This is a genomic window from Aquimarina sp. MMG015 (assembly GCF_018100855.1).
GTDB classification, from domain to species: Bacteria; Bacteroidota; Bacteroidia; order Flavobacteriales; family Flavobacteriaceae; genus Aquimarina; species Aquimarina latercula.
Window position 1 is genome coordinate 436,969 of sequence record NZ_JAGJEB010000002.1, and the last position, 16,959, is coordinate 453,927.

Here is a 16,959-nt window from a genome sequence, read left to right on the forward strand (position 1 = left end):
TTTGATTGAGCAACTATATTAACGTACTAATTTTTTGTACTTAATTCGTTTAGGCATTAAATCACCTCCAAGACGTTTCTTCTTATTTTCCTCATAATCAGAAAAACTACCTTCGAAAAAGTATACTTGAGAATCCCCTTCAAAAGCTAATATATGCGTACAAATTCTATCTAAGAACCAACGGTCGTGAGATATTACAACGGCACATCCTGCAAAATTTTCCAAACCTTCTTCCAAAGCCCTCAATGTATTGACATCAAGATCGTTAGTCGGCTCATCTAAAAGCAATACATTACCTTCTTCTTTTAACGTCATCGCTAAATGTAACCTATTACGCTCACCTCCAGAAAGTGTGGAAACTTTCTTATTTTGCTCACTTCCACCAAAATTAAACCTGCTCAAATATGCTCTAGAATTAACTTCTTTGCCACCCATCATGACCAAATCTTGTTCATCACTAAAATTCTGCCAAATAGATTTATCAGGATCTATATTAGAATGAGATTGATCAACATACGCTAATTTTGCAGTCTCACCTACTGAGAAACTTCCTTTATCCGGAGTTTCTTCTCCCATGATCATTCTAAAAATTGTAGTTTTTCCAGCTCCATTAGGCCCAATAATTCCAACAATACCAGCTTGAGGAAGTTTAAAATTTAGGTCTTCATATAAAAGCTTATCTCCATATGCTTTACTTATACCTGTAGCTTCGATCACATTGGTTCCTAATCGTGGCCCATTCGGTATATATATTTCTAATTTTTCGTCAAGTTGTTTTTGATCTTGACTCATTAATTTATCATAATTCTTAAGACGAGCTTTTTGCTTAGTTTGTCTTCCCTTCGCACCTTGACGAACCCATTCTAATTCTCGCTCTAAAGTTTTTTGACGTTTAGAAGCTGATTTACTTTCTTGTGCTAATCGTTTAGATTTTTGATCTAACCAAGAAGAATAATTCCCTTTCCAAGGGATACCTTCTCCTCTATCTAATTCTAAAATCCAACCAGCAACATTATCTAAGAAATATCTATCGTGAGTTACTGCTATTACGGTTCCTTTATATTGCGCCAAATGGTGCTCTAACCAATGAACTGATTCTGCATCCAAGTGGTTTGTAGGTTCATCTAATAATAAAACATCAGGCTCCTTAAGCAATAAACGACATAGCGCAACTCTTCTACGCTCTCCTCCAGATAGAACTCCAATTTTTTTATCAGAATCAGGAGTTCTTAACGCATCCATTGCAATTTCTAGTTTGGTATCCAGCTCCCAACCATTACCTGCATCAATTTGATCCTGTAATAATGCTTGCTTATCCATTAGTTTCTGCATTTTATCTGCGTCACTATAGACTTCTTCTAAACCAAACATATCATTGATTTTGTTATACTCATCAAGAACAGCTACCATTTCTGCAGCACCTTCTTTAACAACTTCCAAAACCGTTTTTTCGGGATCTAACTGTGGTTCTTGTTCTAAATATCCCACAGAATAATCTGAAGAAAATACTACATCCCCTTGATAATTTTTATCAACTCCCGCAATAATTTTTAATAATGTTGATTTACCAGATCCATTAAGACCAAGAATCCCAATCTTTGCACCGTAGAAAAAACTTAAATATATATTCTTTAAAACTGGAGTGTTAGCGCTTTTAAACGTTTTTGTAACTCCAGACATAGAAAAGATAATCTTTTTATCATCTGACATAAGCCCCTATAAATTATTTTAATAATATTGTTAGTAATCCAAATGAATTTTGGATAATTATACTCTACCTTTTAAAGCATTAAATACCCAAGCATTAGCTAAAAAACCAACTCCAACAGCAGCAAAACCCCAACCAGAGACATCTCTATATCTAAATGCTCCAAGTGCTATTAAACCAAGTCCTACCAAAATCATTATAAATGTGGCCCACGCTAATACTGTATTTTTATTCATTCCCATAGCAAGTTATTTAGTTAACTGTTCTTAATGAAAAATCAAAAACAGCATACAAATATCGGTATTTTATCGTCAAAAAATAACATTTTGGAGTGATCTTAGATGATAAAAACACTTTACTATTTGTTAAACAATAAGTTATGAAATGATTTTATAAAAACAGGGACCTAAAATATTAAGTCCCTGTTTTAAATATAAATCTATTTATTACTTAATTTGAATGGCCATTATCTACAACCGACTCAATTACTGACTCAATAGCATTGTCAATATTCTCAAAGAGATCATATCCCGTTAAACTTTCGATAGAATTAACCGATGTTCTAAACTGAGTCCAATCAGTACTTATACCTTGATCATTAGGCACATTGATAGCAATAACTCGAGTAGAAGTTGTTACTCTATTAATATCATTAGAACCATTTGGTAAAATCAAAGCAACTTTCCAAAAAGAATCAGGAACAGTAATATTTCCCCCATCGATAGAAGAGGCAAAACCATTTCTTCCCGTTCCTCCACTTCCTGCTACACCAGCAATAATATGAACCTCATTACCTTCTAAGGTTAATGACCGGAGATAATTTTCAAAATTGGCCCAACTTCTCTGGTTATTATCCGGAGCTTGAGGAGCAATATTAGTCATGTAATATGTGTTTTCATTAGAATCTTCTGACCCATTGCGATCTGCAGATGGACATAAATGTCCTCTATCAAAACCTGAGTTTGTATAATCACTAGATGTAGCTCTGAAAAAATTACTTGGTAAATCATTATCTCTTTTAAAACAATTACATCTTGGAGTATTCCCGGTCCAAGCACTGCTTAGATGCCAACTTACCCAATTAGCAGTTCCAGTATTATTATTATAAGATAAAGAAAAATCGGGTTTAGAAAGGTAATAATTAGTAGAACTTGTACCAGCATTAGAAGGGTTGCCGAAGGTAATATTACTATCTATTCCAGCATTACCGCCAGTAGAGCTAGTCACTACTTCAACATTATCAATATTTATTCTATTAGATCCTCCAGAAATTTTTTGAATTCCATACCGAACACTTACGGTTTCATTCACATCAAAGGCCACAGTGTTTAGCGTTGTAGAATTTGTTGTTACCGTAGAACCTATATAATACCAAGAAGCACCATTATCATAAGAAGCTATTAATCTCCATGTAGATGTACCATCGTTGCCATATTTTGCATGACGAATTCTAATCGTTTCGGCACCATTATCCATATTAAAAGACATGATTGCATAGCCTGTATTTCTAATTCTCACAGATTTAGATCCATATTTCCGGTCATTTGACAAACCACCTAATAAAGCATCACTTAAATACCAATCTCCTGACGATAAAGTAACACTTGCTCCTGCATAACTTGATTTAGAACCTGACTCATAAGTTTCTATAAAACCATCTTGCCTTTTCCCATTTGGATTATAATCATGTGGTCCTTCATTATCATATAAAAAGGTTTCAGTTTTTAGTTCTCCACTTATAGAAACAGGATTAGTTTCTATTTCCGAATGAAGATTATCATCATCTACATTACAACTTGTTATAAAAACAGCAAAAGACAGTAGGTATAAAATCGAATTTAATTTCAATAGTTTCATAGTAGCATTTGATTATAGATTAGTAATTTTTTATAGTTGGATTTAATGTATCCATAAAACTAGCTTTACAGTGTTAAATATCTGATAATCAAAAGTTAGCAAAATGTTATAGAAATGTTATAGAATTTAATCTTTTACATAAATCTGTTAACATTTATTAAACATTTCACTAAAAAAGAAATTGATGAATTGGGTGAAAATTTTAATGATTTAAAAACTACTTGTTTTTTGTATTTTCGTGCAAACAATAGATACAATACACACAAATGGATATAAACTTCAATAAAAACGAAGATCATAATAAACTACTGGTCTCCGCGTTACGTCAAAAACTAGCAAAAGTAAAATTAGGCGGTGGAGAAAAGAGAATAGAAAAGTTACACGCCAAGGGTAAAATGACTGCAAGAGAAAGAATCGAATATTTACTAGACGATGATGACAAAGCCATAGAAATTGGTGCTTTTGCAGGAGATGAAATGTATGAAGAACATGGTGGATGTCCAAGTGGAGGAGTTGTAATTAAAATAGGCCATATAAGTGGTAAGCAATGTATCGTTGTTGCTAATGATGCTACAGTAAAAGCCGGTGCTTGGTTTCCTATAACTGGTAAAAAGAATCTAAGAGCACAAGAAATAGCTATTGAAAATAAATTACCTATTATCTATTTAGTAGATAGTGCTGGAGTTTATCTTCCTATGCAGGATGAAATTTTTCCTGACAAAGAACATTTTGGTAGAATTTTCAGAAATAATGCAGTAATGAGTAGTATGGGAATTACTCAAATCTCGGCTGTAATGGGAAGCTGTGTTGCAGGAGGTGCATATTTGCCTATTATGAGTGATGAAGCTTTAATTGTGGATAAAACAGGAAGTATTTTCTTAGCTGGTAGCTACCTTGTAAAAGCGGCTATTGGAGAAAGTATCGATAATGAAACATTAGGCGGAGCTACTACACATTGTGAAATTTCGGGAGTTACAGATTATAAATCTAAAGATGATAAAGATGCTCTTGACACTATAAAAAATATTGTTTCTAAGATCGGTGATTTTGACAAAGCTGGATACAATAGAGTTAAATCTATAAAACCAAAAAAGGACCCGAATGATATTTATGGTATATTACCTAAAGCTAGAAATGAACAGTATGACATGATGGAAATCATTCATAGATTAGTGGATGATTCTGATTTTGAAGAATATAAATCTGGTTATGGTCAAACAATAATTACAGGTTATGCGCGTATTGATGGTTGGGCTGTAGGTATTGTTGCTAATCAACGTAAAATTGTCAAAAATAAAAAAGGAGAAATGCAGTTTGGAGGAGTTATTTACTCTGACTCTGCAGATAAAGCTACCCGGTTTATTGCCAATTGTAATCAAAAGAAAATTCCTTTGGTTTTTTTACAAGACGTTACTGGATTTATGGTAGGAAGTAAAAGTGAACACGGTGGTATTATAAAGGATGGCGCTAAAATGGTAAATGCTGTTAGCAATAGTGTAGTCCCAAAATTTACGGTAGTTATTGGTAACTCTTACGGTGCTGGTAATTATGCAATGTGCGGTAAAGCATATGATCCTCGTTTAATCTGTGCTTGGCCAAGTGCCGAACTTGCTGTAATGGGTGGTGCTCAAGCGGCAAAAGTATTATTGCAAATTGAGACTGCCTCCTTAAAGAAAAAAGGAGAAGAACTCTCTAAAGAAGATGAAAAGGCTTTATTTGATGAAATTAAAGCTCGTTATGATAAGCAGATTTCTCCGTATTATGCCGCAGCAAGAATCTGGACAGACGGAATTATTAATCCATTAGATACTAGAAAATGGATTTCTATGGGTATTGAAGCAGCTGACCACGCTCCTATCGAAAAACCTTTTAATCTTGGAGTGATACAAGTATAATAAACCTACAATTTATTTGTACTGCAATATTGATTACGTCCTAATTACTTTACAGTAATTGAATAAAACTCAATTACTGTAAAGTAATAATTTAATACATCTTAATTCCTTTTTAGGTATATTATCTTTTAGTCTATGAGAGTTCTTACCACGCCTATAGTATTCACCATACTCTTATTAATATTCTATGATGGATTTGCTTTTCAGGAAAAGAGTATATCCAACAATGATTCCGAATTTATTCTAAATGAAAAAAATAGGGATACCATAGAGTCATATCTATTTCAACTTTTAAATAAAGATTTAGATCTAGCAGAATTAGGGTATAAAATTTACTTAGATAGAGGACTCAAAGAAAAAAATGATACAATTCAGTTTTGGGGCAACTTCTATTTAGGCAATATAAGTCATTCAAAAAAAGATTATAATTTAGCTATTCAGTATGGTAATAAAGCCGTGTATTCTGCAGAAAAATTAGATCAAGGAAATTATATCGTAAGTGGTTTATCTCTTCTAGGGGCATGTTACCAAGAGAAAAGAGATCGTGAAAATGCACTTAAACAATACTTATTGATGAAAAAGGTTATAACAAAATATAACCTAAAGCAATATGAAATTGATAATTTAGTGAGTATTGGTCAAATACGAATACGATTAAATCAAAATGAAAAGGCATTAGTATCTTTACAAAAAGGTTTAGAATTACTTCAAAAACCAACATATAAATCTAACACTAATCATAACGCTAGGTACTTATCTGCTATCCAAGGTATTGGAGTGTGTTATTATAAAATGGGTAATTATGATAAAGCGTTAAATTATGATTATAAAGGATTACAATATGCCGAAGAACGTGATCTAAAAACATATATTATCAGCTTTAATCTTAATATTGGAGAAGTATATATAGGAAAGAAAAAATATGAAAAAGCGCTTTCCTATTTAGCAATAGCCAAATCCGATATATTAAAAGAAAATAAAAAAAATGATCCGGATCTTTTTACAGCGAATCTACATATAGCAACCTGTTTTTTTGGACAAGAAAAATATAAAAAAACGAGAGAATTACTGCTTGAAAATTTTGAACACCTTAAAAAGAACTTAGAAATTGAAAAAATAAGAGAAGCCTCTGATTTAGCAAAAAAATGTGGAGAAAAGCTCAATGATACAGATCTTCAATATAAGTATAGTAATGAATACAATAAAATCATTCAATCTTTGTATGAGAATGAAAATAGTGCACAAGAGAAACTATATGACTACGATATAAAAAATTTAGAAGAACAAAACCAAGATCTAATATCACAAAATACTATTTATATAATTAGTTTTCTTTTTGCACTTACCTTGGCTATCGCGGCATTAATATATAATATCAAAACCAAACGAAAAAACAAACTCCTCTACGAAGAATTACAAAAAGAAAGAATACAAGAATCTATTCCAGAAAAAGATATTCCAGTAGTTACTAAAAACGAATTTATAACTGATAAAAAAATAGAAAATTTATTACATAAATTATCTGCTTTAGAAAAAACAGAGTTTTACTTAACGATTGATTGTAATTTATATAACACAGCAAAGAAAATTGATACCAATACGTCCTATTTATCTAAAATAATTAATGAATATAGAAAACAATCATTCAATGAATATGTAAATGAGCTAAGGATTAAATATTTTAGAAATCGATTAAATAATGATCCTAAATTTAGGTCATATACCATTAAAGCTATTGCTGGGGAACTAGGATATGGAAGCGTAAATACATTTGCATCCGCCTTTAAAAAACAAACAGGACTTAGTCATTCTTATTATATCAAAAAAGTAAGTACTGAGATTACTAACAACAGCGAAAAGAAGGGAATAAAGTCTTAAATTGTAGATGAAATTCGATCAATTTTATAAAATTGACGTTTATAAAAGTATATTATAGTTAGTTCTACATACCCAAACTTTATTTTTACAATGAACCAATTAAAGAGATAAAAATGAACTATAAAACTCTAATACCTGTTGTATTTTTTTTGATCATTTATTCAACATATTCTTTTGCGCAAAGTCATTTTGATTTCCAAGAAATAATTTTAGATATAGATATAGATATTAATTCAGGAAAAATACTCATCAACCAAGACGATTTAGAAGAACTAAAACTTCATAGATATGGTGGGAAAATAATTATTAACATATTTGGCATTTATCCTTCCAGTTTTTACAGACCACCTGGGCAAAAAGAAATACATTTTTCTGTATCTCCTAATTTTATCAATACAACTCTTAATCCAATAATTATTCCACCTACAAGACCCGATCCTGATACTAGGGTAATATCTAATCAAATTGGAAAAGAAAGGGTTTTATTAGATAGTAGATCGATATATCTTGATAAATACTATGTAAACTCGGGTGATTATCTATTTCATGTAAAACTAACAGAGAACTATATTGGTTTAGTTGATAAGATTAATGTTCCATTTTCTATCTATAAATATGATGAGCTTGGTGATTACATAATTACCCATGCAGAAGTTATTAATCCTTTAAATCAATATATAATGGATGGATACTATATAAAAAGTCAAATATTAAATTCAAGAAATTATGATATCAACGAATCTACAGAAGTTAGATATTATTATACAGAAAATGAAAAGTCAATTTTACTAGGCAAAACAAATATTAGGCCGCTTGAAGGCAATGAAAGTACAAATTCGCTATTATTTATAAATTCCAACACATATGACGATATTGTGGGACGTAAAATCAACATTGTTGTAGATGAGGATAAAGATATTCTAGAATATAGTGATGGTGATAGTAATAATAGAATCAGGTATGAAATTCCATCTATCGAAGTAAACTCTAATAATCTAAAGGTATACCCAAACCCGTTTAGAGATAAAGTTACTTTTGGATTTTATTTAAACTCAACTTATACCAGTACTGTTTCTATTCAAATTTATGATAATAAAGGTAATATAGTTTATCAAAAAGGGTATATATTTCCAGCGCAAGCAGATCATCTTGAAATTTCTTTTCTGGATGAGAATAAAATACCTTCTGGCAATTACCATTATTCTTTATTTATACATAAAAGTACTGGAGATATTAGATATTATGGGACAATAATAAAAAAAGAATAGTTTTAATAAAACATCCAAATTTAAAAAGCGATTTCTTAAATAATAGAAATCGCTTTTTTATTAATAGATAAACCCTGACCGCTATACTATTTACAAACAACATCAATTTTATAAAACTGACTTTTCTTCTTTTTCACAATCAATGATTTACCTCTAGTTTTACAAATATAAGCTGGCCGGCAAATCATAAATCATTTTAAAAAACAGATTAAAAACATGAAAAATTATTTAAGAATAATAACAGTACTATTTCTATTAATAGGAATTCAAAGTTGTGAGAAAGAAGATAATTCTTTTATAGAAGAACAGGAGCTTTTAGAGAATGAAATTAGTGATAAAAGTAATCCAGAATATCTTTTTATATGTTCTGTAGATGGTATCCCGAACGGATACTTTGTAGAGGAATACATCTACAATAATAATTGCCCTTTTACCAATTTATTCCCAGGAGGTTATAATGGTGCTATCGTAAGACGAAATGGTACTCCAAATATAATTAGTGCAGGAGCTGGTTGTAATGATAATTATTGTATTTGGATTAAGGGTTCCAATTTTGATAACAATTCTTATGTAGATATTAGAACTACTACAGGCTCTACTATTATAGGAACTTATAGAGGTTCTAACCGCACACTAACAACAAATGCTCAAGGACAACAAGTCATTACACTGCGTTTATCATCCGCTTATGAACGAAGTCAATTTGCCAGTAACGGATTACGTATTTGGGTAGTAAATCCAGATCCTGGAAAATGGGCTGATGGCAGAACTGTTCGTAGACCATATACTAGTGGAGACGGAAACCCAATAGATCCACCTTGCAATCCAAATTGCCCATAAATTGTAATTAATACAATTTATATAATCGATTTATCGAAGCGAAAACCAAAAAGCCATCGAAAGAATAGGTAAATAAAATGAAGGGTAAGTTGTTCTTTCAAACGTTATTTTGGGCAATTAGACTAATTACAATTACTAAGAGGTTTCTTATTAAGGAAATGTTTTCTAAACGTATTCAAATTTTAAATACTACATCGTGATTCATAAAATTTTAAACCTAAACGGGGTCATTCCTATTAAAAAGGAAGATCAAATATCATTTAAAGGAGGTACTCATGAATGTCAAAATGTAGCTAGAAGATGCATAGATGATAGTGATTGTTGTTCTGGAAAATGTGGAGTAGAAAAAATAATCAATGGAAATACCATAACGCTTGCTATCTGTTCATTTTCTTAGATAATAACATTCATTTTTGAACTTATAATACTTAAGCAGGAAAGATTTATAAGCTTATAAAAAGTAACGGACAGAAACAGTAACTGTCTTAAAACGTTTACTGAAACACAAATCAATAAATTATAAAAAGATGAAAAAAATAATGCAACTAAAAGGCGCTCAAATTTTAAACAAACAAGAACAAAAATCTGTAAACGGAGGAAATACAGGAATGCGCTGTTATAGCAGCGCTGATTGTAATGTTTTAAATTCTATTCCTGGATTTGAACATGAAGAATTCTTTTGTTTTTGGGGTATGTGTCAAATAGCATAATTTTTTCTGTTTAGAAATTCTTAAGGCGATACCAAATGGTATCGCCTTTTAAATATCCGATAAACTAAATTTTGACACCTTAATTAAGATCTGATTTTGCTAACATAAGGTTTATATCATACTTAAAATATTGTTTAGGATATACTAAAACCTATATTATTAAGTTGAATATTTATAAACAAAAGCAAAAATAATGAACAAATCATTTTTAAAAATTAAAGTATTAAGTATCGCTATACTTGCCTGTTTATTTATCATAAGTTGTAGTGATGATGACAACAGTAGCACCGCATCTATTGATATTACCCAAGAAGATGTAACGAAGAGTTTAGAAGTTGAAAAAATATCCAACTTTATTGATAACATGACTTTGGATAATATCTCAACGAATAGATCCAATGCGCAGTTATCTTCAAAATTCAGTAGACCTGGATGTGCAGATTTCAGTATTACTGATACTGGATACACGCTGACATTTGCCGACTGTACTACAGAGGATGGAGAAACAATTAGTGGAGCAATTAATGTAATGGTAGTAATAGAAAACAATACCGTTACTACAACGATTACTTTTGATAATTTAACCTTTGCAGGAAACTCTGTTAATGGCAGCAAAAGTACTACCTATTCCTTAGATACTAATGGTGGTAACTTTGTATATAGTGTTACCTCTGACCTATCTGTTACATTGGCTGATGGAACTACTGCTTCTGAACAAGGAACAAAAACGTATACAATCAGTGGTCTTGGGACAGCAAATGCTAGTTATTCTATTGGTGGTAGTTGGATAGTAACCTTAGGTCCTGACAGCTATTCACTAGTAACGGATCCTACATTAGAAGGTACTTTTAGTTGTGGATATATTACCACAGGTACTCTAATAATGACTAAAAATTCGTTGAGCGCTTCTATTAATTATGGAGATGGAACTTGCGACGACAAAGCACTTGTAACCTATTCTGATGGAACTACTGAAGAGATTGAATTATAGAATATAAATCAAAATAAAAAGAAAAGGGAGTTCATAATGGAACTCCCTTTTTTTATTTCCTTTTCGGAATAGTAATCAATTCTTCTTGTCTTTTATTGACATACCTAAATCCATTTTTACCCCAAAAGCCAGCTTCTTCTAACATAATTCTAATATCTTTATTCCATTCCGATAATGTTACTGTAGTATTAAGTTCTATAGCATATACCGTATTTTCGTGTAACTGATAATCTCCAGTAAAAGGAACACCGCCTTGTGAATCCCACATTCCAATAGTTGTACCCGATGAATGTCCATACAATCCTAAAGGATGTGTATAAATGGCAGGTTTTAATCCTTCTGCTCTACCTTCTTCTAAAGATTTTAATAGTATCTCATTTCCGGTTTTCCCTGTCTCAAAATTTGAAGTAAAAATATCCTGAACTCTATTACCATCCGCAAATGCTTTAATCAAGAATTCAGGTGGAGCCATTTCTCCATTTTTTAAGATATATGCATGTTGCTGACAATCTGTATTTAACCTTAAATATGTAATTCCAAAATCACAATGAATCAGATCCCCTTGTTTGATAATTTTATCATTTGGTCTATTGGAGAACGAAACTATGTGATCTTCTAACTTTTCATTATCCCGTTGGATATCTACAGTTGGATGAAACCACGTTTTAAGTCCCATATCTGTTACTTTTTGTCTTAACCACCAAACCACGTCATCGGTTGTTGTGCTACCTGGTTTCACAACCTTAGTACTAAATGCTTCACCGATAATATCATGTGTGATTTGTACTAACTCTTTATAGATTTCCATTTCTTGTTCAGTCCTAGTTTCTATCCATGCTATAGCTAATTTCTCTGCAGATGTTACTCTAGACTTGTAAGTATCTGGTAACTCTTTTATAAATTCTTCATAATCTGTTTTAACTATACCATCTACAATTCCAAAATGTTCAGAATAATTAATTCCAATCTTTTTGGGATCCCTTTTTGCAATAATATCTGTAAGGGCCTTCCACTGATCCGGTTGTTTTTCCTTATCCCAAGCAGAATCAATATACTTACCAACATTATATCTAGCAACAGCAAGGTGTTCAATTGTGTTTTTTTCTTTATCCCTATAAAAAACCAATATGGTTCTTCTTCTTGCATTAAGCCATTTTGCTGGTAACATGGTCTTTAATACTGGATCCTCATTATACTCACGCGAAATCAATATCCACATATCAAAATCAGTTTGATCCATTAACTGTGGTAATAGTTTATTAAAACGATCTGCTAATATTTGATCAATTACCTCTGCTCTATCTCTTTCTGGAAGAATTTGTGCTTGAGAAATCGTAGTAAAAATTAGTAATAGGAGTATAAAAAATCTTTTCATTTGTGTGGGTTCATTAATATCGAATAAAAGTATTACAAAAAAGAGACACCTGCAATGCTTTGTGGATGTCTCTTTTTCTATTACAATAAAACTAATTTTAAAGCGTCTGATAACTATTCATTAATCTAATAAACTCTGCTCTGTAACCTTGACGATCTAAAGATCTGTTTTCTTCTGCCATTGTTATAATATCGTTGATATTTTTATTCGTTATATATCTTGACTTTCTAATTTTCATACCAAACCAAGCAACAGATACTGCAAAATTAAAATCTTTAGAAACTTGTTTTTTATTTGTTTTTAGTACGTGAACCATTTCAATACTTTTGTTTCCTTGTGGTTTTTTATATCTAAATTTTACTGTTAACAATTCATCTCCATAATTTTTAGTGATTTTAGTATCTGTATACTTTAAATCTGGTGTATGTTTAATATAGTTACTCTTAACTCCTGTTGGTATGATTTCATATAACGCAGTAACTGTATGACCACTGCCTAATTCTCCTGCATCTTTTGTATCATCCACAAAATCTTCATCAGCTAATAATCTATTTTCATAACCTATTAAGCGGTATGCTTGTACTTTTCCAGGGTTAAACTCTACTTGTATCTTTACATCTTTGGCAATGGTATATAATGTTCCTCCAAATTCTTTACCTAATACTCTTTGAGCTTCTTGCATAGTATCAATATATGCATGGTTCCCGTTACCTTTATCCGCCAGAGTTTCTAACTTACTATCTTTATAATTATGCATACCAAAACCTAAACAGGTTAAGAATACACCAGATTTACGCTTTTCTTCAATCAATGATTTCATATCCACATCGCTACTCATTCCTACATTAAAATCTCCATCGGTTGCAAGAATCACGCGATTGTTTCCATTCTTCATGAAATTTTCTTGTGCAATTTTATACGCAAGTTCTATACCTGCTCCTCCAGCTGTAGAACCTCCCGCACTCAAATTATCTAATGCTCGATTGATTTCGTTTTTATGAGCTCCAGATGTCGGTTTCAATACCATTCCAGCGGCTCCAGCATAAACCACTATCGACACTTTATCTTTCTCTCTTAATTGATTTACTAATAATTTAAAAGCTCTCTTTAGTAATGGTAATTTATTAGCTTGATTCATAGAACCAGATACATCAAGCAGAAAAACCAAGTTCGAGGCTGGAATTTCATCTTGCGGAATTTCTTTTCCTTTTAATCCTATTTTTACCAATTGAGTTTTGGTATTCCAAGGAGTTTTATCATATTCTGTATGAATTGCGAATGGATGATCATTGGTTGGTTGTTTATAGTCATATTCAAAATAATTAATCATCTCTTCGATCTTAACAGCATCTACAGGTATTTGTTGACCACTATTAATCATTCTTCGAACGTTACTGTATGATGCTTTGTCAACATCTATAGAAAATGTAGATAACGGAGACATATTTACCTTTTCAAAACTATTTTCTACTATTTCTTCATATGATTCATTATTATCTATTTTATAATTCCCTTTGTGCGTAGTAATTATAACACATCCATGAGTCGCTCTTATACCGTATAATGAAGCTGCAGTTTTATCTTTCAAAACTTCTACATTAGAAATGTTTTTAGGATCTATACTCTGAATCTTTCCTATATTTTTTTTATCTATAGGTATACCATCTACAATATATAAAGGTTGATTTGTATTAGAAATACTGTTAGCTCCTCTTATTCTTATAGAATTATTAGAGTTCGTATTTCCCGCATTATTAGTTATTGATAATCCAGAAACTCTCCCATTTAACTTATTAGCTTTTGATTGTTTTCTTGCTCTTCTAGCTTTCCTTCTATCTGCTCTAGACATACTAATAGATTCACTACTAACAGCAGAGACTGCATACCCTAAAACACTTCGTTTTCTTTGTATTCCTTGTGCAGTTACTACAACTTCTTCTAGTTGTGCGGGAGATATACTCATAGCTACATTGACAATAGAACTATCTTGTTTTATTTTTACTTCTTCAGTTTCATAGCCGATAAAAGAAAAAGTTAAAATATTTCCAATATTTGTTTGAATTGAATACCTCCCGTCAAAATCAGTTTGAGCTCCTTTATTCGTTCCTTTAATAGTTATATTTACTCCAGGAATTGGATCATTATTGCTGGCATCCGTAACAGTTCCTGTAATTGTTAGTTCTTGGCCCATTGTTATTCCAACAGTAAATAACAAAAGCATAAAATAGTGTAGTTGTTTCATAATAATTATTGTTTTAATTATGAAATAAAACTACTCCTACAGATTCTTAATTAAAATCTACATTGAGTAAAAAGGTGATTTAGCTTAGGGAAATTGGTAATATATTTAGGATAGATTATTATGAACAAGTTCCAACGTCTTAGTTCGTTGTACTTTACCATTATCCGTTTCTATAAATTGAGCTAAGAAATGAATCTCTTTAGGGACTTCATATTTACTTAAAACTTTTAAATTAGATATCGCATCTTCTAAATTTTCTTTTACCACAATATCATAATCCCTTTCCACTATCAAAATTGCTTTATCACCCAAAGCATCATCTGGAACAGCTGCTATAAAAAATCGATGCCCAATTAATAACTGAAGTTTAGTTTCTATCTCTTCTGGATATAATTTAACTCCTCCACTATTTATTACATTATCATAACGTCCCTTCCAATTAAACTTCTTGTATGTTTTAAGCTCTACAACATCATTTGTGATGATTGTTTTATCATTTAACTGGGGTGCTTTGATTATCAAACAATTTCTTTCGTCTGTACTAAGTGTTATATTTGGTAATGCTTTAAAGTATTTAGCATCTTTTTTATCTTTCTTTTTTGGGTTAATTCTTCTTGCAGCAACATGAGTGATGGTTTCGGTCATTCCATAAGTTTCGAAAATTTTAGTTTTGACCCCTTGCACTAATTCTTTAAGATTTTCCGGTACGGTTCCTCCACCAACAATTAATTTTTTTATCAGATGTAATCTATTAATAGAATTATCTAATTGCAATGGAACCATAGCACAAAAATCATATTGTTTATATACAGTATCCAAGGGATTTGTTTTAGGTGGAACCAAATCAATTTTCCATCCCAAAACCATAGCGCGAACCAACATCATTTTTCCAGCAATATAGGTAGCCGGTAAACATAACAAGGCAGTTGTATCTTCTTTTACCTTAAAAAAAGCACCCGTAGCTAAGGCGCTATTTATCATATGCTGCTTGTAAATTTTAATTTTCTTTGGTTTTCCGGTAGAACCTGAAGTTTTGACTACAATATAATCTTTATCATTTAACCAATCCAGAAGAAAGTTACCCACTTCTTGTTCATAAAACTCTCCGTCTTTTTTAAAACTATAGGCGATACGTTGCAGACCAGAATTATCTAAAGATCGCTTATTAATACTAAAATTGTCATGTATTTTAGGTGTAGAAAATGTATCTTCTGTTTGCATACCCAAATTTCAATTTTATTACATATTCGTTGGTTATGATTACGTAAATTATATATTAATAATTTGTTATTTTTCCATTTGAATTTCTGGTTTAACTTTTCCAAATAGTTTATCTCTCCATCCTGACCATTTATATTTTTTCCAAAGAATTAAAATATAAATTGGAAACACTACGAAAACCGGAATCAATATTTCCAATCCTGTCTCGGGTTCTCCTGTATACAATAAAATAGAATCTGTTTGAAAAGCTGTCCAAGAAGATGTTACTAAAAGTGCCGTTATTAAATTATTCGCTGCATGAAAACCTAATGCTAGCTCTAAACCTTCATCCATTAAAGTAATAATACCTAAAAATAGACCTGTCCCTATATAGTAAACCATAATATGAGGACCAATCTTAGCTACTTCTGGATTACCAAAATGCATTGCACCAAATATTACAGAGGTAACAATCAGTGGAATCCATCTAGTTTTTGTAGCTAAACCTAATCCCTGCATCATATGACCCCTAAACAAATATTCTTCGAAACTCGTTTGCATCGGAACAATAATAATTGCCATTATAGCCAAAGTAATAAAAGCATCTAATTCAAAATTAAGCTGAAAATCTTCTGGATATAAATAATATAAAACTCCAGTAGTAACTAAAATATAGAGTGTTACCAGTGTAAACATAAAAAGAACTCGTTTCCAATCTATCTTTTTTCTAGATGTAGTTAAAGACGTTATACCTTGTTGATGCACTACCTTTACCCAAAAAAGTAATCCCGCTAAAAAAATAACAAAAGGTCCTACAGAAATAAGAAAAAATAGTGGTTTCCCTAAAGTTTCTATCTGCTCAGCCATAAGTGCATCAATATCAACTCCCTGAGTAAACATCAAATTAAAAAGAATTAAACCGAGAAAACCGATTGGAACAGGCAAATATTTCCACATTCCTAATTTCCCTTTTCTTCCTTGCTCTATATACATCT

14 protein-coding genes are annotated in these 16,959 nt (G+C 31.3%); 7 read left to right on the forward strand and 7 right to left on the reverse strand.

Going from position 1 to position 16,959, the window contains the following annotated elements:
- Positions 1–18: 18 nt before the first annotated feature.
- The 3 genes from ettA to J8L88_RS05280 all read right to left on the reverse strand — a co-directional run bounded on the left by ettA (position 19) and on the right by J8L88_RS05280 (position 3,565).
- Positions 19–1,710: an energy-dependent translational throttle protein EttA gene (ettA, locus tag J8L88_RS05270; RefSeq protein WP_027391368.1), complete on the reverse strand. Its 1,692-nt coding sequence runs from the start codon at positions 1,708–1,710 to the stop codon at positions 19–21.
- A gap of 57 nt (positions 1,711–1,767) precedes the next feature.
- A complete protein-coding gene (locus J8L88_RS05275) occupies positions 1,768–1,950 on the reverse strand; it encodes a CAL67264 family membrane protein (protein WP_027391367.1) in 183 nt (60 codons plus the stop codon).
- 208 nt (positions 1,951–2,158) lie between these two features.
- Entirely contained in the window at positions 2,159–3,565 is a 1,407-nt protein-coding gene (locus J8L88_RS05280) for a DNA/RNA non-specific endonuclease (RefSeq protein WP_211060153.1), read from the reverse strand.
- Between the two features lie 266 nt (positions 3,566–3,831).
- Between J8L88_RS05280 and J8L88_RS05285 the strand changes: the two genes are divergently transcribed.
- The 7 genes from J8L88_RS05285 to J8L88_RS05315 all read left to right on the forward strand — a co-directional run bounded on the left by J8L88_RS05285 (position 3,832) and on the right by J8L88_RS05315 (position 11,147).
- The gene (locus tag J8L88_RS05285) at positions 3,832–5,460 is read left to right on the forward strand and encodes an acyl-CoA carboxylase subunit beta (RefSeq protein WP_211060154.1); all 1,629 of its coding nucleotides are present in this window, start codon (positions 3,832–3,834) and stop codon (positions 5,458–5,460) included.
- 135 nt (positions 5,461–5,595) lie between these two features.
- Positions 5,596–7,338, forward strand: coding sequence for an AraC family transcriptional regulator (locus J8L88_RS05290; protein ID WP_211060155.1), 1,743 nt, complete (start codon positions 5,596–5,598; stop codon positions 7,336–7,338).
- A 113-nt stretch (positions 7,339–7,451) separates the two neighbouring features.
- Positions 7,452–8,606, forward strand: a complete 1,155-nt coding sequence (locus tag J8L88_RS05295; RefSeq protein WP_211060156.1) for a hypothetical protein — start codon at positions 7,452–7,454, stop codon at positions 8,604–8,606.
- Between the two features lie 216 nt (positions 8,607–8,822).
- Positions 8,823–9,446, forward strand: coding sequence for a hypothetical protein (locus J8L88_RS05300; protein ID WP_211060157.1), 624 nt, complete (start codon positions 8,823–8,825; stop codon positions 9,444–9,446).
- 196 nt (positions 9,447–9,642) lie between these two features.
- Positions 9,643–9,843: a hypothetical protein gene (locus J8L88_RS05305; protein ID WP_211060158.1), complete on the forward strand. Its 201-nt coding sequence runs from the start codon at positions 9,643–9,645 to the stop codon at positions 9,841–9,843.
- A gap of 130 nt (positions 9,844–9,973) precedes the next feature.
- Complete coding sequence (locus J8L88_RS05310) at positions 9,974–10,156, forward strand: hypothetical protein (protein ID WP_027391360.1); 183 nt, start codon at positions 9,974–9,976, stop codon at positions 10,154–10,156.
- Positions 10,157–10,349: 193 nt separating this feature from the next.
- Positions 10,350–11,147, forward strand: coding sequence for a hypothetical protein (locus J8L88_RS05315; protein WP_211060159.1), 798 nt, complete (start codon positions 10,350–10,352; stop codon positions 11,145–11,147).
- 52 nt (positions 11,148–11,199) lie between these two features.
- Here J8L88_RS05315 and J8L88_RS05320 read toward each other — a convergent pair whose 3' ends face one another.
- The 4 genes from J8L88_RS05320 to J8L88_RS05335 all read right to left on the reverse strand — a co-directional run bounded on the left by J8L88_RS05320 (position 11,200) and on the right by J8L88_RS05335 (position 16,957).
- The gene (locus tag J8L88_RS05320; RefSeq protein WP_027391358.1) at positions 11,200–12,522 is read right to left on the reverse strand and encodes a M24 family metallopeptidase; all 1,323 of its coding nucleotides are present in this window, start codon (positions 12,520–12,522) and stop codon (positions 11,200–11,202) included.
- Positions 12,523–12,619: 97 nt separating this feature from the next.
- Positions 12,620–14,764 (reverse strand): VWA domain-containing protein, encoded by a 2,145-nt coding sequence (locus J8L88_RS05325; protein WP_211060160.1) that lies wholly within the window; start codon positions 14,762–14,764, stop codon positions 12,620–12,622.
- 105 nt (positions 14,765–14,869) lie between these two features.
- Positions 14,870–15,985, reverse strand: coding sequence for an AMP-binding protein (locus J8L88_RS05330; protein WP_027391356.1), 1,116 nt, complete (start codon positions 15,983–15,985; stop codon positions 14,870–14,872).
- Positions 15,986–16,051: 66 nt separating this feature from the next.
- On the reverse strand, positions 16,052–16,957 hold the full coding sequence (locus J8L88_RS05335) for a CPBP family intramembrane glutamic endopeptidase (RefSeq protein ID WP_211060161.1): 906 nt from the start codon (positions 16,955–16,957) through the stop codon (positions 16,052–16,054).
- Between the last annotated feature and the right edge of the window lie 2 nt (positions 16,958–16,959).